The following is a 19,922-nucleotide window of genomic DNA, read 5'->3' as shown; positions in this document are numbered from 1 at the left end:
AGAGACAGACGGTTGAAATTTTCACATGTGATCTTGGCGGGACTCGTCTTAATGCTTCTCCTCGGCGGATGCAGTCAGGCAGCACCTGTAGAGAAAGAAAGCGCGGCAGGAGCGCTGAAGATAAAGGATTTTACCGGAAGAACGCTGTCATTTGATGAATCCCCTCAGCGTATTGTCGCCTTATCGACCGGGGACTTGAGTATTCTATATGCTTTAGGCGGTGAGGCGGTCGGCAGGCCAACTGCCGAGTTACCAGACAGCTTACAAAAGGCAAAGTCCGTACAAACGATTGGCACAACGCATCAATTTGATGTAGAGCTGATCACAAGCTTAAACCCTGATGTTGTGCTTGGAAATGAACAATTAAACAGCAAGGACATCTCGACAATAGAAGGAATTGGTTCACAGCTTCTTTTGACAAGCGCCAATTCAGTGAAGGACATCCAGCGCCAAATTTTGTTATTTGGGGAGTTGCTTGGGAAGCAGCAAAAGGCTAAAGCACTCAATGATCAAATTGATGAGCGGAAAAAGCAGGTCAAGCAGCCTAAGAAAAAAGTAAAAACACTCGTTGTGTACGGTGCACCCGGCACATATATGGCGGCGCTTCCTCAATCCTTAAGCGGAGATTTACTGCATATCGCTGGGGGTGCAAACATCGCTGAGAATGAACCGGCACTCGAAAAATTCCCTCAATACGCCCAAATCAATGCTGAAAAGGTGATCGAAGCCGATCCTGATCTCATTCTGCTCATGACACACAGCAATCCTGAAGATGTGAAAGCGGGCTTTATGAGTGAAATGAAACAGAATGCAGCATGGCACGACGTATCAGCTGTCAAAAATGGCCGCGTGGAGATTTTGCCTAGTGATTTATTCGGGACGAATCCAGGCGCAGACGTCATCAAGGCGATTGATGAACTAGAAAAGAGATTGAAGCGATTGTCATCATGAAGGTGAATGCAGAGTTAGATTTTCAAAAAAGACAGTCAAGACGAAGGTGGCTGATACCAGGACTGCTTCTTTCGCTAGGTGTGGGCATATGTCTAGGGCTTGCATTAGGTTCTGTTCAATTATCGCTGCCAGATTTGATCGCTGCTTTGACGGGATCAGGCCAGCCTGTCCATGAAAAAATCGTCATGGATTTACGCCTGCCGCGCGTTCTCATAGGATTCATCGTCGGGGCCTGCCTTGCAGCATCAGGAGCGATTTTACAAGGAGTCGTCCGAAATCCACTCGCTGATCCCGGCATCATCGGTGTGACTGCTGGCGGTGGGTTAGCTGCTGTACTCAGCATGATTGTGTTTCCACAATTCACGTATCTGCTTCCAGCGGCTGCCTTTCTTGGCGCTTTATTAGCGGCACTCGTTGTGTATATCCTGTCGTTTGACCAAGGGGTTTCGCCACTGAAATTGATTCTGGCGGGAGTGGCAGTCAATGCCCTGCTTGGTGCGGTCATGAATGGGTTGATGGTGCTTTATAGTGAGCGTGTGCAGGCTGTTCTGCCTTTTTTATCAGGAGGATTAAATGGACGGAGCTGGCATCATCTGAGCTTTGTGTCACCCTATGCGCTTGCCGGTTTGTGTCTTTGTTTTTTTGCGATCAAGCCCGCAAATCTTCTTTTACTTGGTGATGAGTCAGCGCAGCTGCTTGGCCTTAGAGTCGAGCGAACCCGTTTTTTCTTAATTGCACTGGCGGCGCTTTTGGCGGGTGCAGCGGTAAGCGTGAGCGGTTTAATTGGATTTGTCGGTCTTGTCGTCCCTCATTTTATCCGCCTTTTAATTGGAGATGACTACCGGTACCTGCTTCCGATCTCAATGCTTGGCGGCGGCGTACTTGTGGTCTTTGCTGATACAGCAGCACGGGTATGGTTTACACCGGTTGAACTGCCTGTGGGTATTCTGCTTGCCTGTATTGGTGCACCTTTCTTCCTCTATTTATTAAAAAAGAAAGGGAGGGGTTAAGTTGGATGTGATTGCGATGGATGACGTGAGCCTCAGTCAAGGAGGCTTTCGGCTGTCGTCTATTTCAGCAGCTGTGCCTAAAGGGAGTGTAACAGGAATTATTGGACCGAATGGGTCAGGGAAGTCGACGTTTATTAAAGCGGCCGCACGCCTTACGTCGATCGAAAGCGGCATGATTTATATTCACGATATCCCGCAAAAAGAAATGACAGCACAGGAGATTGCACAGGAAATCGCCGTTCTAATGCAGACGAGAACTGCCATCCCATCGATGACAGTACGTGAGCTGGTTGCACTTGGACGCAGTCCGCATCGTTCGATCTGGAAAAAGAGCTCGCAGACAGATCAGGAAGCGATAGAGTGGGCGCTTGATGTGACCAATAGCCGCGTGAATGAAAACAGGATGCTGCATACATTGTCAGGCGGAGAAAGGCAAAAGGCGTATATTGCAATGGCACTGGCTCAGAAGACAGAGACGATTATTTTAGATGAGCCTACCACTTACTTAGATATTGCGCACCAGCTTGATTTACTAGAGCTGCTCAAACAGCTGAATGAAACACATGGGATCACCATTTTAATGGTTCTTCATGACCTGCAGCAGGCAGCAAAATATTGTGACCGCCTGATTGCGATGAAGCGTGGTCAGGTTTACCAAATAGGGACACCAAACGAAGTATTAACAGAAAACTTTTTCAAAGAAGTCTTTGGGATTCAGGCAGAGGTTCACTTAGATGGAGAGCATCCGCTCATTATCCCAATCGCTTCGATCCAACAACAAAAGGGAGATGAACCAAACATGATCATTGTAAACAACCAGGTTAGAGTAGAAAAAGGCAGTGCAGACCACCTCGTCAAGCGTTTTAACAAGCAGGGACAAGTAGAATTCATGGAAGGATTTTTAGGCATGGAAGTCTGGGTCACACAGCAGACAACCGATTACGATGAAGTGACCATTCATACCCGCTGGAATCGAAAAGAAGATTTTGTGAATTGGACAAAATCTCAGGCATTTGGAGATGCACACGCTCACGGAAAAGCAAAACCTGAAGGCCTTTTAAAAAATAAAATTACGTATTATGAAGTGCAAGTCACAAGACCTGCATTACAGAAAAAAGCCTAAAAAAGAAACATAGCGTTGCGGCCCACATGCAGCGCTATTTTTTTCGCTTTTTTATTTTCCGTCACATATTTTTGACAAAGTATTCAAACAACTGACACAATACCATCCAATTTTTAGGTAAAATTTACTTTATTTTTGAAGCGTATGGGTGTAAAGTACAGGTATAAATAACTAACCGAATGAAAATCAAGAGTAAAATTTCACCGAGTGAACCATTTCAAATGGACTTTTATTTGTGAATCATTGAACAAATAGTGAACATTTTGTGAAATGGTGAGCATGAATCATTCGGCATGTGAAAGTAAGGGAGGATGTAAGGCTGTGAGTGAGCTGTTTTTAGCAAGATTTCAATTTGCTTCAACGACATTATTTCATTTTATTTTTGTTCCTATGTCAATAGGTTTGGTGTTTATCGTCGCATTGATGCAGACCCTTTATGTCGTCAAGAAAAAAGACATCTATAAAAAGATGGCGAAGTTTTGGGGTCACCTGTTCTTACTTAACTTTGCAGTAGGTGTGGTAACAGGGATTCTGCAGGAATTCCAGTTTGGGATGAACTGGTCAGATTATTCAAGGTTTGTCGGTGATGTCTTTGGTGCACCGCTTGCCATTGAAGCGCTTTTGGCCTTTTTCCTTGAATCTACATTTATTGGACTTTGGATATTCGGCTGGGATCGTCTGCCGAAGAAGATTCATTTATTGTGCATTTGGCTTGTTTCTCTTGGTACGATCTTTTCGGCGTTTTGGATTTTACTCGCCAACTCATTTATGCAGGAGCCAGTTGGATTTGCCATTAAAAATGGCCGTGCAGAAATGAATGATTTTGGCGCTCTTGTGACGAACCCGCAGCTTTGGGTTGAGTTCCCGCACGTTCTGTTTGGTGCACTGGCAACAGGAGCTTTCTTTATTGCAGGAGTTAGTGCCTATAAAATGATTAAAAAACAAGAAATCGCCTTTTTCAAAAAGTCATTCCAGATTGCGATGGTCCTCGCTTTAATTTCTGGCTTAGGTGTGGCGTTCTCTGGACATGATCAAGCGAAGCATTTAATGAAATCACAGCCAATGAAAATGGCAGCAAGTGAAGCCCTTTGGAAGGATAGTGGAGATCCAGCGGCTTGGACACTATTTGCCAACATTGACACGGATAAAAAAGAAAACTCTGCGGAGATCAATATTCCGTTTGCCTTAAGTTATTTGGCTTATTCGAAGTTCAGTGGAGACGTTCCAGGTATGCTGACGCTTCAAAAAGAATATGAAGCCAAGTTTGGCCCTGGAGACTACATTCCGCCAGTGAAAACAACATTCTGGAGCTTTAGAATCATGGTCGGTGCCGGCATGCTGATGATTTTTGCTAGTATGATTGGCTTGTACTTAAGCTTTAGAAAGAAACTCGAAACAAACAAATGGTATTTACGCTTCATGGTATGGATGATTGCGTTCCCGTTTATTGCGAACTCAGCCGGCTGGATCATGACTGAGATCGGGCGTCAGCCGTGGACCGTCTTTGGCATGATGACGACGGCTCAATCGATTTCACCGAACGTATCGTATGGCATGCTGTTATTCTCAGTCATTAGCTTTACGGCGATGTATCTGATTCTTGCTATTGTGCTCGCCTACTTATTCATTCGAGAAATTAAAAAAGGTGCACATTCTGAAGAAGATACAGATCAAAAGGATGAAACGGACCTGTCTACAGATCCATTTGATGGAGGCGCATATCATGGCATATCTTAACGAGATTTGGTTTATTCTTGTCGCAGTATTGTTTGTTGGATTTTTCTTCTTAGAAGGATTTGATTTTGGTGTCGGGATGTCCATGCAGCTGCTTGGAAAGGACGCGCACGAGCGCCGCATTTTAATCAATACGATTGGTCCTTTCTGGGATGCGAATGAGGTCTGGCTGATTACAGCTGGCGGCGCTATTTTCGCTGCATTTCCTCACTGGTATGCCACGATGTTCAGCGGATACTATATTCCGTTTGCGGTTCTCCTCTTAGCGCTCATTGGGCGCGGGGTCGCCTTTGAATTCCGAGGGAAGGTTGAGAAAGCCTCTTGGATCAAGACATGGGACTGGGTCATCTTCTTTGGCAGTCTGCTTCCGCCATTTTTACTAGGTGTATTATTCACGAGTATTTTACGCGGGATGCCAATTGATCAAGACATGAACATGTACGCTGGTTTTACGGACTTTGTGAATCTTTATTCAGTGATCGGCGGGGTAGCTGTGACAGTTCTGTGCCTGCTGCATGGCTTGATTTTCGTCACACTTCGTACAGAGGGTGAATTAAGAGATCGTGCAAGAAAACTGGGTCAGCGTGTCCTGCTTATTGCACTCCCTGTTCTTGTTATTTTTGTCGGTGTGTCCATCATAGAAACAGACATTTATACCGTACGCCCGATCATCACCATTCCGTTAACTGTGCTGATTGTGGCTTGTTATATAGCTGCTCTTGTTTTGATGAGAAAAGAACGTGATGGCTGGACATTCTTATTCACAGGCGCAGGCATCATGGTGACGGTGTCCATGCTGTTCACTGCATTGTTCCCGCGCGTCATGATTAGTTCAATCAGCCATTCATTTGATCTCACGATTCAAAACGCTGCATCTGGATCTTATTCACTGACGGTCATGACGATTGTGGCCATTTCTTTGCTGCCCTTTGTGCTTGGGTATCAAATTTGGAGCTATTACGTCTTCCGTAAACGTGTAAGCGGTAAGGAGCCAATGACCTACTAATGGATAAACGTTTGCTTCAACTAAAAGGAATGAGAGGGCTTCTTGCCCTCTTAGGTATTGTGTCACTCATCCAAGGAGCAAGTATTATTTTCCAAGCACAGTGGCTGGCACATGCCATTACAACGCTGTTTGACGGGAAAAGCCTCTCGCAGGCAACGCCATATGTCCTGCTATTTCTTGCTGCCTTTCTTGTGCGGCACGGTCTCACCTTGATTCGGGAGAAGGTCATGTTTACGTACTCTTCCCGAATTGGAGCAGACGTCAGAAAGCAGCTGCTAGACCAACTCTTTCGATTAGGGCCTGCCTTCGCAAAGAAAAAGGGGACAGGTAAGCTTGTCACATTAGCAATGGAAGGAATTGCTCAATACCGTCAGTATTTACAGCTGTTTTTGCCGAAAATGGTGAACATGGCAGTGATTCCGGCAATGGTCCTGATCTATGTGTGGACATTAGATGAAACATCGGCCGTCATTTTAATTGTGACGCTGCCTATTTTAATTATTTTTATGATTTTGCTAGGCCTTGTTGCTCAGCGTAAAGCGGCCAAACAATGGAGATCGTATGAGAAATTATCCAATCATTTTACTGACTCTCTCCGCGGCCTTGAGACGCTTCGTTACTTAGGTATCAGCAAAAAGCACTCCCGTAATATTGCAGAGGTGTCAAAGCGATATCGAAAAGCGACCATGAGCACACTGAAGGTCGCCTTTCTGTCATCGTTTGCGCTCGATTTCTTTTCCATGCTATCGATTGCAACCGTCGCTGTTTTTCTTGGCTTGCGATTAATTGAAGGAGAGCTTCTCTTATTGCCGGCTTTGACGGCGCTTATGCTGGCGCCAGAGTATTTCCTGCCGGTACGTGAAGTAGGAAATGATTATCATGCGACGTTAAATGGAAAAGAAGCGAATGAAGCTATGCAGGTCATTTTAGAAGAAAAGGGCTTTCGCACGCAGGAGACACAATCTGTGCAGCTAGGCAAGTGGGATGCACAATCCGTGCTCACGCTGCAAGATGTTTGTGTCCAGCATGATGAACATGCCCCTTATTCCATTCAGGATGTAGATCTCACTGTCAAAGGAAAGAAAAAAATCGGCATTATTGGTGCCAGTGGTTCAGGGAAATCGACGTTAACCGATGTCCTTGGCGGCTTTGTTGAACCGTCTTCGGGTGAAATCACGCTAAACGGCCAGCCGCTTGTTCATTTACAGATGAAGGAATGGCAAAAGGAAGTTGTCTATATGCCGCAGCACCCCTATTTATTTCACATGACATTAAGAGAAAACATTCGTTTTTATGAACCGAATGCAACAGATGAAGAAGTGGAAAGAGCTGTGCATGAGGCTGGTTTAACTCAGCTTGTCACACAGCTGCCAAATGGCCTGGATGAGGTCATTGGAGAACAGGGAAGAGGGCTAAGCGGCGGACAGGCGCAAAGAATTGCCCTTGCTCGAACTGTGCTGGGCCAGCGGTCGATTATGCTGTTAGATGAACCAACGGCGCATCTCGATATTGAAACAGAGTATGAATTGAAAAAAACAATGCTTCCACTGTTTGAACATAAACTTGTGTTCTTAGCGACACACAGACTCCATTGGATGCCGGACATGGATGAAATCATTGTCATGGATCAAGGAACCGTCGCAGAAATGGGGACACATGAATCATTAATGCAAAGAAAAGGCGTGTATTATCAATTGGTACAGGAGCAAATGGGGGCGGTCACACATGATCAGTAAAGGCTGGTTTATACCTTATATCAAGGAGAATCGAAAGCTGTTTGCCTTGGTTTTATTTTTAGGAGCCATTGCGGTATTCTCTGCTTCTATGCTGATGTACACGTCGGGCTTTCTCATTTCAAAAGCCGCGACAAGACCTGAGAATATACTCATGGTCTACGTCCCAATCGTGGCTGTACGTACCTTTGGAATTTCGCGCTCTGCTGCACGCTATGCAGAAAGGCTGGCGAGCCATCAACTCATTTTGACAATGATTGAAAAAATGCGTGTGCGTCTGTATGACATGGCTGAACGAAGTGCCAAACAGACAAAGCTGGGGACAGGTGAAATGCTTGGTCTCTTGTCAGATGATGTAGAGAGACTGCAGGATGCCTATTTAAAAACCATCTTTCCATCCATCGGTGCACTGCTTTTATATGCCGCATCCATTGGAGCACTTGGCCTTTTCTCATGGCCTTTTGCTGGACTGATGCTGCTTTATATGGCACTTCTCGTCTTCGTCTTCCCATACGTCACAGTGCTTGTGAACCGGGCAAGACAAATTCAAATGAAAAAAGGCAGAAATGAACTGTACAGCCATTTAACAGATGCAGTCATGGGCGTTAGTGACTGGTTGTTCAGCGGCAGGCAGAAAGATTTTGTTGATGGTTATGAACAAAAAGAAGCGCAGCTGTTAGCGCTTGAAGCAGCCAAGCACCGGTTTATCCGTCTGCGCCAATTTTTTGCACAGCTGATCATTGGAGGAGCTGTCGTGCTTGTCGTGTATTGGAGCGGATCGGTTGTTCAGTCAGGATCCATGTCACACACCCTGATTGCAGCCTTTGTACTTGTGCTGTTTCCATTAACAGAAGCCTTTCTTCCGCTGTCAGATGCAGCAGGTGATATCCCTGTCTATCAGCATGCTGTCAGCAGATTACATCATTATGAAAAGCAGTCATATGAAGGAGAAACTGAGAGCGAGGCAGTGGATCATTCAACCCTTTCTCACGATGAAGCTGTCTGTTTCAATCAGGTGTCCTTTCGGTATGACACGCATCAATATGTACTTCAAGACCTGTCCTTTTCTCTGAAGCAAGGGGAATCACTCGCACTATTAGGAAAAAGCGGTGCAGGCAAATCGACCATTTTAAAATTGTTAGAAGGGGCAGTCGTTCCAAATCAAGGAGCTGTCAGCATTCAAGGAAAACCGGTTCAAAGCATTCAAGAGAATGTGTCTGCCTATGTGTCTGTGCTCAATCAACAGCCTTATTTATTTGATACGTCTGTTTTAAACAATATCCGTTTAGGATCTCCAGAGGCGACAGAAGAGCAGGTAAAAGAAGCAGCTAGACAAGTGCAGCTGCATGATTACATCGAGTCTTTGCCAGAAGGTTATCACACAGGTGTTCAGGAGACAGGGGTTCGATTTTCAGGTGGAGAAAGACAGCGTATGGCATTAGCTCGGATTTTGCTGCAGGACACGCCGGTTGTTGTATTAGATGAACCGACCGTCGGGCTTGATCCACGGACAGAGCGTGAATTGCTTGAAACCATCTTCCGTGTGTTAAAAGGGAAAACAGTTATTTGGATAACCCATCATCTGACTGGCTGTGAGGCGTGTGACCGCATCATGTTTATTGAAGACGGACGCATTGAGATGCAGGGTCAGCATCAGGTTTTACTAAAAGAAAACAAGCGTTATCAAAAGTTGTATGAAATGGATCGTCCTTTTTCTACAATCTAAATGAAATGACAAAAACGTTCGGACAGGAAATCTCTGCCCGAACGTTTTGTGGTTTAAGGGTTTACTTTACCAACACCTGCATTTGAGATCACTTCTGATTTCACATTGTTCACGTTAAGCAAAGAGTAGTTATAAGGAGGGTTATACGTACCTGTTGAAGATGTTGGCAGACTGCCTGTGCTGTTAATATAAGAGTTGTTGATGACATGCCATGTTCCAACTTGACGGCTGTCCCAGCTTCCAATGGCATTATTGGTGTTTTCAAATACGTTGTGTTCTATTCTCATCTTTGCGCCCATACGTGAGTTAATCGCTGTTGCCAAGATGCCTTTATAATAGTTGTTATAGACATGGCCTTCCCCGAAGCGCATAGACGGTACACGAGAGTTCAGGTTTTCAAAACGGTTGTTGTGGAACGTAATTTTTCGATTATAGTTATCGTTATCGGAGCTGCCCATAAGCATTGTTTTCCAGCTGTCATGTACATAGTTCCACGAGAAGGTAATATAGTCAGAGTCATTTTTCACATCAAATAAACCATCGTAGTCATCCTTCCCAGAATTCAATGTGTTGTACAGTTCATTATGGTCGACCCATATGTTTTTAGAACCGCCTTCGATCCCGATTGCATCTTTGTCACCGATTTTGCTGTGGTGGATTTTCAAGTTGCGGATGATGATGTTATTGGCACGCCATACTTTAATGCCAATCCCATTAAATTCGCCGTTCGTCCCTTTACCGACGATCGAAACATTATTTGTATCTTTCACATCGATTTTATTGGCTGATGTATTAGAAGGGGTAATCGTCCCGTCTACTACAATTTTTAATTTTTCGTTTGTTCCTTTGTTTTTGAGGGCAGCCAATAATTCATTTCCAGTCTTGACTGTGACGGTTTTACCGCCCTCACCGCCTGTTGTGCCGCCATTTAATGTGGAGAAGCCTTGTTGATTAAAGTTGGCCATAATAGAAGGGCTTTCTGGGTATTTGGCTGCTGCCTTTGCCTCCCCGTTTGGTGCAAATAATGAAGTGACGAGACCAACAGCTAATACACCGGCTAACATTGGAACTTTTCTCTTCAAAGTCAACATCTCCATTCTTTATTTTGTTTTAATGAAAACGTTTCCAAAATAAGCTGTGATTCACCCAATCCTCCTTCCTTCACAAGCATCGCCTCATTTGGAATGTAGGAAGAGCATAGCATGCAAAAAGGTATCATCGGCTAAGGATAGGCGCAGCGTATTCCATGATTTTCTAGGAAGCTAAGCCAATGATTATTTTATTTCATCTTCATGAGATAAGGACCATTGTCGATAGGTATGTGGATGACATCATGATTATGGAGAGGAGGCTCTTCATTTGCTAGAAAATCAAAACGCATCATTTTGTTAGAGAAGAAGGAATGCCATAATCATTACATAAGAAAAAATGGCATATAAAATGGGTTTCATAGAAGTTATGCTAAAAAATAAGGTCTATTTTAAACGGTATTGTCATTCGTGTCGTCTCATGAGTAAGAGAAGAAAAGGAAGGAGGGACGTGTTTGGAGCAGACAGAAGAGACATTATTGATTCAGCGGGCAAAACAGGGCGATGATGCTGCGTTTACAGCCCTTTATCGACATCATTATTCCTTTCTTTACCGATATATGTTGAAGCTGACCCTTCAACAAGAGCTGGCAGAGGAAATCATGCAAGAAACGATGCTGAAAGCGTATATGAAACTTTCTTCATTTAGAGGAGATGCCTTATTTTCAACCTGGCTCATTTCGATTGCATCTAGGCAATTTTTAGATCACCAGAAGAAAAGAAAACGTGAACAATTGAGAGAAGGAAAAGCGAATCAGGAGGCCATACGCCGTTTCAAATGGAACGTTCAGCAAAAGGGGAACACATGGCATGACATGTGGGATGCTTTAAATGAATTAAAGGCTCAGGAGCGAGCACCCATTATTCTGCACTATTATTATGGCTTTACCTACCCAGAAATGGCTTCAATGCTCGGAATGAGAGAAGGCACTGTGAAATCGAGGGTTCATCATGGATTAAAGAAAATTCGAAAGGAGTGGGATGTATGAAGGAAGATCGTTTGACCGAACGTTTAAAAGAAGAGCTGCAGCAGCTAGATGAACAAATTGAAGTGAAACAGCCAAGTGAGCAGGCTGTCATGATGATGTTGAAACAGGCGAAGGAACAAGAGAAAAGGCGTTTTAAACAAGAAGTGCTGGCATACGTTTTGATCAGTTTGACCATTCTGGCACTCTTTGCAGCTGCCATTACCCATTTGCCTATCATCTTCATTCTTCTCCAAATAGTGAGCATACCCATCTGCTTTATTGTTGGCTACAAGGAATATCAACATATCAAAGGAGGGTCTTCCTTATGAGTCAGACGGAAATGATCATCTTATTGTGCGTCTTGCCGTTATTGTTTGCACAGGGCTTTCTTTTATTTATGGATGCCAAGAAAAGAGGTCGTTACAAGTGGTTCTGGGGTATTGTCGGTCTCATTAACTTTCCATCGTCTTCTATTCTATATTGGCTTTGTGTCGTGCTACCTGATCGAAAAAGAGGCGGGAAGCTCCGAAAAGATTGAGTGCATCCGATCAAACTTTTGACCCTTTTTTCGTTGGAAAACAAGCTAGAAATTCATCATGATTCATGTATTTGTCAAAGAAAACGGGACGAGAAACATCCGCTTGTTCGTTTCTAGCACATTAGTCATTCCTTGAGCGCTTATTTTTAAAGTCAATTGCTGCGGCTGCTTGATCTATCTCAATTCGGCATCATTTTCATCTGTTATCAATATTGATCAGATTTTACAATTGGTGTTAAATTAATCTCAATATGCGTTAGAAAATCTAACAATTAAAAGTGTGGAGATATCTACAAGGAGGCAGATGCGACATGTTGACCTTAGATCGAGCAGCACAAACAGCACAAAGCTACATCCACCGTGTGTTAGAAGAGGTGGAAAAACGAAATCCCGGCGAGGAGGAATTCCAGCAAGCGGTAAAAGAAATTCTGGAATCACTCGTCCCAGTTTTTGCGAAGCATCCAGAGTATGAAAAACAGGGCATTTTAGAACGGCTCATTGAGCCTGAGCGGCTTGTGGTATTTCGAGTGCCATGGGTAGACGATGAGGGCAAAGTACAAGTCAATCGAGGGTTTAGGGTTCAATTCAATAGTGCCATCGGTCCTTATAAAGGAGGTATTCGTTTCCATCCAACCGTCAATGCAAGCATTATCAAGTTTTTAGGGTTTGAACAAATCTTTAAAAACGCACTGACTGGTATGCCAATTGGCGGCGGGAAAGGTGGATCGGATTTTGATCCTAAAGGAAAGTCTGATGGAGAAATCATGCGTTTCGTTCAAAGCTTTATGAGTGAACTCGGCCGATATATTGGACCTGATCAAGATGTGCCAGCAGGTGATATTGGTGTAGGTGCACGCGAGATTGGCTATATGTTCGGACAGTACAAGAAAATGCGCGGTGCTTATGAAGCGGGTGTACTCACGGGGAAAAGCCCTGGATTCGGAGGCAGCTTAGCGAGAAAAGAGGCGACAGGCTACGGACTGGTGTACTTCATGGAGGAAATGCTGAAAGCACATGGGCTCCAATTTGAAGGGCGTTCAGTTGTTGTGTCGGGCTCAGGAAATGTGTCTATTTATGCAATGGAAAAAGTAATGGAATTAGGCGGTAAGGTTGTGGCTTGCAGTGATTCAAGCGGAGCGATTTATGATCCTCAAGGGATTTCACTTGAGACCATCAAACAGTTGAAGGAAGTCGAGAATCAGCGGATTGGGGCATACATAGACATTCACCCGCATGCTGAATTAATTGAAGATTGCGAACAAATTTGGTCCGTTCCTTGTGATATTGCGCTGCCATGTGCAACACAAAATGAAATATCAGAGGCGCATGCACAGCAGCTTGTGGCAAATGGTGTCATCGCTGTTGGAGAAGGAGCCAATATGCCGTCCACTCTTAAGGCAGTCAAAGTATTTGAAGAGAATCGTATTTTGTTTGCGCCGGCAAAAGCGGCGAATGCTGGTGGAGTAGGTGTCTCAGCACTGGAAATGGCGCAAAACAGTGCAAGAATGTCTTGGACATTTGAAGAAGTAGATGATCAGCTGAAACAAATGATGCAGTCTATTTATCGTCAGTGTACAGAGACAGCGGACGAATATGGACACTCAGGGAACATCATGGTTGGAGCAAATATTGCAGGATTTCGTAAGGTGGCAGATGCCATGATTGCACAAGGCGTGATTTAACTCCTGCTCTCCCGCACCTGTTTATTTCATGACAAGATGGGGAATCGTCCTTTAAGAATGACAATAAGGAGGCGCGGGAGAAATGAAAAAATGGCTGAAACAAATTGTCAAATGGGCACCTGTGATTTATCCAGTGGTGAGGAAAATATATAAAGAGCGAAAAGCATCTAAACGTCGTAACGTATCAGCCGGATAATCCGGCTTTTTTTTTATGCAAACATACAGATCCTGTGTTGTAAAAAAAATAATAGAATCGAATGATCCATTTCATCCCTCTCTCCGTTAAGTACATAACAAACGGAAAGAGGAGGAAATAAAAGATGAACATGAAGAAAGCAATGTTAACCATTCCACTGAGCGCAGCGTTACTATTCCCAGCGGCTCATAGCGCAAGTGCACATGAAGGACATATGCATGGGGAGGCGAAGAAGACGTCTTCGTCACAAGAGGAGGTTTCAAATAAAGCAACAGATCTTCGAGCAGCACTAGATCAGCTGTTTTCAGAGCATGCCTATTTAGCGGTGATCACGATGCAAAAAGGAATTGACGGCAGTAAAGACTTCGATCAAGCAGCGGCGGCTTTAAATGACAACACGAATGACTTATCAGATGCAATAGCCTCTGTGTATGGTAAAAAAGCAGGCAAACAATTCAAAGACATTTGGTCAAGTCATATCGGCTACTTTGTTGACTATGTACAAGCCACAGCGAAAAAAGATGATGCAGGTAAAAAGAAAGCGATCAAGCAGCTTGACCAATATCGAATGAAACAAGCCGATATGCTCGATCAAGCAACAGACGGCAGACTTAAAGCAAGTGAGCTTGAAGAGGGCTTGAAGATGCATGTGAATGAACTGCTAAAAGCGTTTGACAGCTACACTGAAGAGGATTTTGATACGACCTATGAAACGGTGAGAAAATCCATTCATCATATGTTTGAGGTAGGAAAAGGCGTGTCATGGGCCATCACAGATCAATTTCCTGGGAAATTTGATCAAAAGTCAGTGGATACACCAGCAGCGGATCTACGTGAAGATTTAAACTACTTGTTTTCAGAGCATTTGGCACTCGCAGTAGTTGCCATGCAAAAAGGAAATGATGGCAGTAAAGACTTTAAGCAAGCAGCAGCGGCTTTAAATGAAAACACAAATGATTTATCTGCTGCAATTGCAACTGTTTATGGTAAGGATGCAGGCAAACAATTCAAAGACATTTGGTCAAGCCATATCGGTTACTTAGTTGATTATGTCAAAGCGGATGCATCAGGGGATCATCAAGCAAAAGAAAAGGCTGTCAAAGATTTAGATGCGTATCGAATGAAGCAAGCGAAATTCCTAGATCAAGCGACAGATGGACGTTTGAAGGCAGCTGATTTAGAAGCTGGTTTGAAAACACATATTGATGAGCTGATCAAAACGTATACGTCTTACCATAATGGTGAATATGATCAGCTTTATCCGACAGTGAGAGAGGCTTATGGTCATATGTTCATGGTTGGTCAGGATGTCGCAGCAGCGATTGTTGATCAGCATCCTGAGCTGTTCAAATCGAACATGCCTAATGAAATGCCGAAAACAGGTATGGGAGGCTCAGCCGGTCCTTTAGGCATGTCCTATGAAGCATTTGTGGGAATGATCGCAAGTTTGATCCTCGCAGGCGGCGTGGCAGGTGCATTCTTCCTTAATCGCCGTAAGGCATCAAATTCTAACTCATAAAGACAGACGGGAACGTGCACAATCGTGCCGTTCCTTTCTTCAAAAGGAGGCCGGCTTAGATGAAGAATTGGCTGCTCAGTATTCTTTCATTTCTTATCATCACAGGCTGTTCATCACAGTCAATGGATGAATCGTCATCCTCAAAAAACATATCAGCTTCTAAGGAAATGACCACACATCAAGCTGAGGAACAGAACCACTCGCACGATACATTAAAAGACGAGCCATCTGGTATAGTACCAACTGAAATCGCCATTCCCGCTATTGATGTCAAAGCAAAAGTGGAGAAAACAGCTTTATTAAAGGATGGCAGTATGGGTGTCCCTCAGGATACAGACAACACGGCTTGGTTTGAAGATGGTCCAAAACCGGGGGATAAAGGGAATGCCGTCATGAATGGCCATGTAGATAATAAATGGGGGCCATCGGTATTTTATCGATTAAAGGAGCTAAAAAAGGGTGACAAGGTGATCGTCACGTCCTCATCGGGAAAAAAGCGAACCTTTGAAGTCATAAAAGTAAGAAGCTATCCGCGTGAGGAGAAGCCCAATGCGTTTTTTGGATACGCTTTTACACGGAATCTCAATTTAATTACTTGTACAGGGACATTTGATCATGCAGCAGGCACGCATGAAAAAAGATTGGTTGTCTTTACCCAGATGATCTCTTGATAAACAAGGCGGATACACGATGGTGTACGCCTTTTTTTCGTGGTTTTCGCAAGTATCTTTCAAAAAGATTCATAGGACATTAGATATGGTTAGTTGTATAAATAGGGGCATTTGTCATATAAATGAGTTGGCAATTTTTATTTCTTTTCAGTAGAATATGAGTAATGAAGAGAACTGCAAGCGTATACAACCTGTCCAGACAAGGCAGATTCTCCACCCCTACATAAGGAGGCCGATCTGATGCTGAGTAAAAGACTGGCGCACATCTTAAGTCAGCTCATGGCAGCTGAGACCCCGCTCACAAGCGCTGCACTATCTGCCAGTTTACAAGTGACAAGCCGCACCATTCGTACAGACATAAAGGAACTGAACGACCGTCTTGCCCCTTATCAAGCAGCTGTAACAGCTGTAAGAGGAGCTGGCTATGAGCTGTTGATCAACGATGAGAATGCCTTTCGCCGTTTTATGAAGGAGGAGGTTGAGCAGGAAGAGCCGCTTGCTGTGCTGCCAGAGGAGCGAGTTCGGTTTATTTTAAAAAGGCTTCTTTTGGCAGAATCCTATGTGAAGCTGGAGGATTTACAGGAGCAGCTGTTTATTAGTAAATCGACGATGAGCAACGATGTGAAATCGGTCAAACGTAAGCTGGAGCCCTTTGATCTGAAGCTGGAAGCGAAGCCGAGCAAAGGCTGCCGGATCAAGGGATCAGAGATGAAAATTCGTTATTGCATGTCAGAATATTTATTCAATGAACGTCGTTCTTATCAAACGATGCTGAATACAGCGGTCACCATTTTGCCAAAGCATGAACTCGAATTGCTTCAGAAAACAATGATAGATTATATCAATGAGGAAGGCATGAATCTATCAGACATTTGCATGAATAATTTAATCGTTCATGTTGCTATTGCCTGCAAACGAATTAGACACGGAAACTATGTATCTGTTCTTCCAGAGGAAATCAGCGAAATTCCGCGGGCAAAAGAATACAAGGTCGCTAAAAAAATGGTGGAGCGTCTTGAAGGGCTGCTGGATGTCTCATTTCCACAAGAGGAAATCGTCTATATCACCATTCATTTACTAGGAACAGCCAAAATGGTACAGTCCTTTTCCTCGAGCGGTCAAAAACAAATTGTCGATGATGACACGAGTCGGCTTGTACAGCTCATGCTGAAGGCCATTGATCAAAAATTGCAGCTTGATTTAGCCGGCGATACGGAACTAATGATTGGATTGAGTCTGCACTTAAAGCCTGCCATCAACCGATGTAAATATGGAATGAACTTAAGAAATCCGATGCTTGATGAAATAAAAGCGGGGTATCCACTTGCCTTTGAAGCGGGGATTATCGCCAGCAGGGTCCTTGAAGAAGAGGAGGGGCTGAGTATTCATGAGAATGAAATCGGATATATGGCGCTTCATTTTGGTGCGGCTTTAGAGCGGAGGAAAATGGAGATCCCGCCGAAGCGGTGTCTCATTGTCTGTGCGTCTGGTGCAGGGAGTGCAAGGCTGCTGCAGGATCGTTTGCGTTCACAATTTGGATCAAAACTGACCATTTTAGGAACAGCAGAGCTATATTCGCTTCCGCATGTCTCTTTACATGCACTGGATTTAATTATTACAACCATTCCAATTCATATGGAATTACCGGTTCCAGTCATTCAAGTGAACACCATTTTGGGAGGCGGCGATTTTTTAAAAATTGAAGAAGCCCTGACGAGTGAAACAAGGGTGACATTGGCCTCGCAATATATGAAAAAGGAATTGGTTTTTACAAAACGCCCCTTTCACACAAAGGAAGAGGTCATCACCTTTTTAACGCAAAAAGTCATCGAAATGGGATTAGCGCCAGCTGAGCTCACACCATCTGTCATGGAAAGAGAAGAGGCTGCCCCTACCTCTTTTGGACATTATACGGCGATTCCGCACCCGATGACGCCGCTGACAGATGAGACGTTTTGGGCGATATGTACATTAGAAAAACCAATCATTTGGGGAGAGAAAAAGGTTCAATTTGTCTGTCTGCTTTGTGTCGAAAAAGAGAATGCCAAAGATTTAAAAGGCATGTACCGCCTGCTGGGGGAGCTTGTGCATAATGTGAAATTCATTCAGCACCTGATCGCCTGTGATACATTTGAAGACATGCTTGATATCATGTATAAAAAGGCTCCTTCGTACAAGAACTAACTGTGTGATATTAACTTTTTCCGCTTCCTAAAGGAAAAAGTATGGGTGTTTATGAAAGCGGTTTCATAATATGATGAATGTGTAAAGAATAGCTTCACACTTTGAAAAGGGGGCGTTTACACATGAACATCTTATTGGTTTGCGCAGCAGGTATGTCTACAAGCTTACTTGTCACAAAAATGGAGAAAAGCGCACAAGAACAAGGAAAAGATTATCGTATTTGGGCAGTATCTGGAGATTCTGCGAAAAATCATATTGATCAAGCCGATGTGCTTTTATTAGGACCTCAGGTTCGATATTTATTACCGCAAATGAAAAAGCTCGGAGAAGAAAAAGGAATACCAGTAGACGTAATTAATACCGTGCATTATGGCGTATGTAATGGCGCCGAGGTTTTAAAATCTGCTGAACAGCTAGTGAACGGATAAAGGGGGCGGAGGGGATGAATGGATTCAACCGATTTCTAGAAGAGAAGGTCATGCCGTTTGCAGGGAAGATTGCCGCTCAAAGACATTTACAAGCATTGCGTGACGGAATTGTTTTAACGATGCCTCTCATTATTGTCGGTTCACTGTTTCTCATTTTAGCCAACCTTCCGATCCCAGGATACAGCGATTTTATGGCAAGTATCTTCGGAGCAGAATGGGCCACGAAACTATCCTATCCTGTTAATGCAACCTTTGACATTATGGCACTTGTTGCGACCTTCGGGATTGCTTACAGGCTAGCTGAAAAGTATGCCGTTGATGCACTATCATCTGGTGCGATCGCTGTTGCGGCTTTCCTGTTGGCTACTCCATATCAAGTACCTTTCACACCTGAAGGCTCAACAGAAGCTATCCTAGTGGGCGGGGGAATTCCTGTCACACTGATGGGCAGTAAAGGCTTATTCGTTGCCATGATTATTGCCATGCTTTCAACCGAAATTTACCGCTTTATTGTACAGCGGAACATCGTTATCAAAATGCCTGATGGTGTACCGCCAGCAGTCAGTAAATCGTTTATTGCACTTATTCCAGGTTTTGTGGTCATCACGCTGATCTGGGTCGCTAGACTTGTGATTGAGATGACACCTTTTGAGAGTATTCATAATATCATCACGGTCTTAATTGGTACACCGCTTTCCATTCTTGGTGGCAGCTTAGGCGGCAGTATCGTTGCGATGGGTGTGCAAATGCTCCTATGGGCATGTGGTATTCACGGAGCAACCATTGTCGGGGGCGTCATGGGGCCAATTTGGCTCGGTGCAATGGATGAGAACCGTCTTGCATTTCAAGCAGGAGAAGTGCTGCCGAATATTTTCACAGCGCAGTTCTTTGAAATCTTCATCAACGTCGGCGGAAGCGGTGCAACGCTAGCTTTGGTGCTGACCATGATCTTACGTGCTAGAAGTAAACAAATGAAACAGCTTGGCCGCCTTGCCATTGGGCCAGCCATCTTTAACATCAACGAGCCGATCATTTTTGGAATGCCGATTGTGATGAACCCAATGCTTCTCATTCCGTTTATCCTTACGCCAATCATGATGATCATCACCACATATATCGGAATGAGCACAGGCCTTGTGGCAAAACCGGCAGGGATTGCTGTCCCATGGACCATGCCGCCAATCATTTCAGGCTATCTCGCCACAGGAGGTAAAATCTCTGGTGCTGTCATGCAGCTGATTAACCTTGCGTTGTCATTTGCTCTATACTACCCATTCTTTAGAATGTGGGATAAGCAGAAATTGAAAGAAGAAAGTGAGCTAGAAACAAAAGCATCAACTGATGAAAATGTCGTCAGCATGTAAT

Annotated in this window: 18 protein-coding genes; 17 read left to right on the top strand and 1 reads right to left on the bottom strand. The window is 44.1% G+C overall.

Annotated features, from left to right (window positions below; translation table 11 throughout):
- Window positions 1–12: 12 nt before the first annotated feature.
- The 7 genes from NST59_RS18010 (at window position 13) to cydC (ending at window position 9,283) form a co-directional block, all read left to right on the top strand.
- Window positions 13–951 carry an ABC transporter substrate-binding protein gene (locus tag NST59_RS18010; RefSeq protein ID WP_144489825.1) on the top strand — a complete coding sequence of 313 codons (939 nt, stop codon included), beginning with the start codon at window positions 13–15 and terminating at the stop codon, window positions 949–951.
- Window positions 948–1,961 (top strand): FecCD family ABC transporter permease, encoded by a 1,014-nt coding sequence (locus tag NST59_RS18005; RefSeq protein ID WP_047202949.1) that lies wholly within the window; start codon window positions 948–950, stop codon window positions 1,959–1,961. Before NST59_RS18010 ends, NST59_RS18005 begins: the two co-directional genes overlap by 4 nt.
- Before the next feature lie 7 nt (window positions 1,962–1,968).
- Window positions 1,969–3,084, top strand: a complete 1,116-nt coding sequence (gene isdG, locus NST59_RS18000; protein ID WP_305960582.1) for a heme oxygenase — start codon at window positions 1,969–1,971, stop codon at window positions 3,082–3,084.
- A 321-nt stretch (window positions 3,085–3,405) separates the two neighbouring features.
- A complete protein-coding gene (locus NST59_RS17995) occupies window positions 3,406–4,821 on the top strand; it encodes a cytochrome ubiquinol oxidase subunit I (protein WP_039182485.1) in 1,416 nt (471 codons plus the stop codon).
- Entirely contained in the window at window positions 4,808–5,824 is a 1,017-nt protein-coding gene (cydB, locus tag NST59_RS17990; protein ID WP_059377256.1) for a cytochrome d ubiquinol oxidase subunit II, read from the top strand. The genes NST59_RS17995 and cydB overlap by 14 nt, the downstream gene beginning before the upstream one ends.
- Window positions 5,824–7,560, top strand: a complete 1,737-nt coding sequence (gene cydD / locus NST59_RS17985; RefSeq protein ID WP_144489829.1) for a thiol reductant ABC exporter subunit CydD — start codon at window positions 5,824–5,826, stop codon at window positions 7,558–7,560. The genes cydB and cydD overlap by 1 nt, the downstream gene beginning before the upstream one ends.
- Window positions 7,550–9,283, top strand: coding sequence for a thiol reductant ABC exporter subunit CydC (gene cydC, locus NST59_RS17980; protein WP_341040881.1), 1,734 nt, complete (start codon window positions 7,550–7,552; stop codon window positions 9,281–9,283). Before cydD ends, cydC begins: the two co-directional genes overlap by 11 nt.
- 53 nt (window positions 9,284–9,336) lie before the next feature.
- Here the strand turns inward: cydC and NST59_RS17975 are convergent, their stop codons facing one another.
- A complete protein-coding gene (locus NST59_RS17975; protein ID WP_064498828.1) occupies window positions 9,337–10,374 on the bottom strand; it encodes a pectate lyase family protein in 1,038 nt (345 codons plus the stop codon).
- Between the two features lie 452 nt (window positions 10,375–10,826).
- On the opposite strand from NST59_RS17975, the gene sigY reads away from it, so the two are divergent.
- The 10 genes from sigY to celB all read left to right on the top strand — a co-directional run bounded on the left by sigY (window position 10,827) and on the right by celB (window position 19,921).
- Window positions 10,827–11,360, top strand: coding sequence for an RNA polymerase sigma factor SigY (sigY, locus tag NST59_RS17970; protein WP_058838458.1), 534 nt, complete (start codon window positions 10,827–10,829; stop codon window positions 11,358–11,360).
- A complete protein-coding gene (locus NST59_RS17965; RefSeq protein ID WP_144491624.1) occupies window positions 11,357–11,668 on the top strand; it encodes a YxlC family protein in 312 nt (103 codons plus the stop codon). The genes sigY and NST59_RS17965 overlap by 4 nt, the downstream gene beginning before the upstream one ends.
- On the top strand, window positions 11,665–11,877 hold the full coding sequence (locus NST59_RS17960; RefSeq protein WP_039182469.1) for a hypothetical protein: 213 nt from the start codon (window positions 11,665–11,667) through the stop codon (window positions 11,875–11,877). Before NST59_RS17965 ends, NST59_RS17960 begins: the two co-directional genes overlap by 4 nt.
- 311 nt (window positions 11,878–12,188) lie before the next feature.
- Window positions 12,189–13,559, top strand: a complete 1,371-nt coding sequence (gene gdhA, locus NST59_RS17955) for an NADP-specific glutamate dehydrogenase (protein WP_041087641.1) — start codon at window positions 12,189–12,191, stop codon at window positions 13,557–13,559.
- Between the two features lie 82 nt (window positions 13,560–13,641).
- Complete coding sequence (locus NST59_RS17950; RefSeq protein ID WP_223250414.1) at window positions 13,642–13,755, top strand: hypothetical protein; 114 nt, start codon at window positions 13,642–13,644, stop codon at window positions 13,753–13,755.
- 124 nt (window positions 13,756–13,879) lie between these two features.
- The gene (locus NST59_RS17945; protein ID WP_341040880.1) at window positions 13,880–15,274 is read left to right on the top strand and encodes a copper amine oxidase; all 1,395 of its coding nucleotides are present in this window, start codon (window positions 13,880–13,882) and stop codon (window positions 15,272–15,274) included.
- Window positions 15,275–15,333: 59 nt separating this feature from the next.
- Complete coding sequence (locus NST59_RS17940; RefSeq protein WP_144468080.1) at window positions 15,334–15,945, top strand: class F sortase; 612 nt, start codon at window positions 15,334–15,336, stop codon at window positions 15,943–15,945.
- 240 nt (window positions 15,946–16,185) lie between these two features.
- A complete protein-coding gene (locus NST59_RS17935) occupies window positions 16,186–18,129 on the top strand; it encodes a BglG family transcription antiterminator (RefSeq protein WP_151284915.1) in 1,944 nt (647 codons plus the stop codon).
- Between the two features lie 122 nt (window positions 18,130–18,251).
- Complete coding sequence (locus NST59_RS17930; protein WP_003214824.1) at window positions 18,252–18,557, top strand: PTS sugar transporter subunit IIB; 306 nt, start codon at window positions 18,252–18,254, stop codon at window positions 18,555–18,557.
- A 14-nt stretch (window positions 18,558–18,571) separates the two neighbouring features.
- Window positions 18,572–19,921 (top strand): PTS cellobiose transporter subunit IIC, encoded by a 1,350-nt coding sequence (gene celB / locus NST59_RS17925; RefSeq protein WP_024423868.1) that lies wholly within the window; start codon window positions 18,572–18,574, stop codon window positions 19,919–19,921.
- Window position 19,922 lies beyond the last annotated feature (1 nt).

The organism is Bacillus sp. FSL R5-0439, assembly GCF_038008805.1.
Lineage (GTDB): Bacteria > Bacillota > Bacilli > Bacillales > Bacillaceae > Bacillus > Bacillus safensis.
Note: the sequence above shows the minus strand (reverse complement) of the source record. Positions and strands in the feature narration are given on the sequence as shown.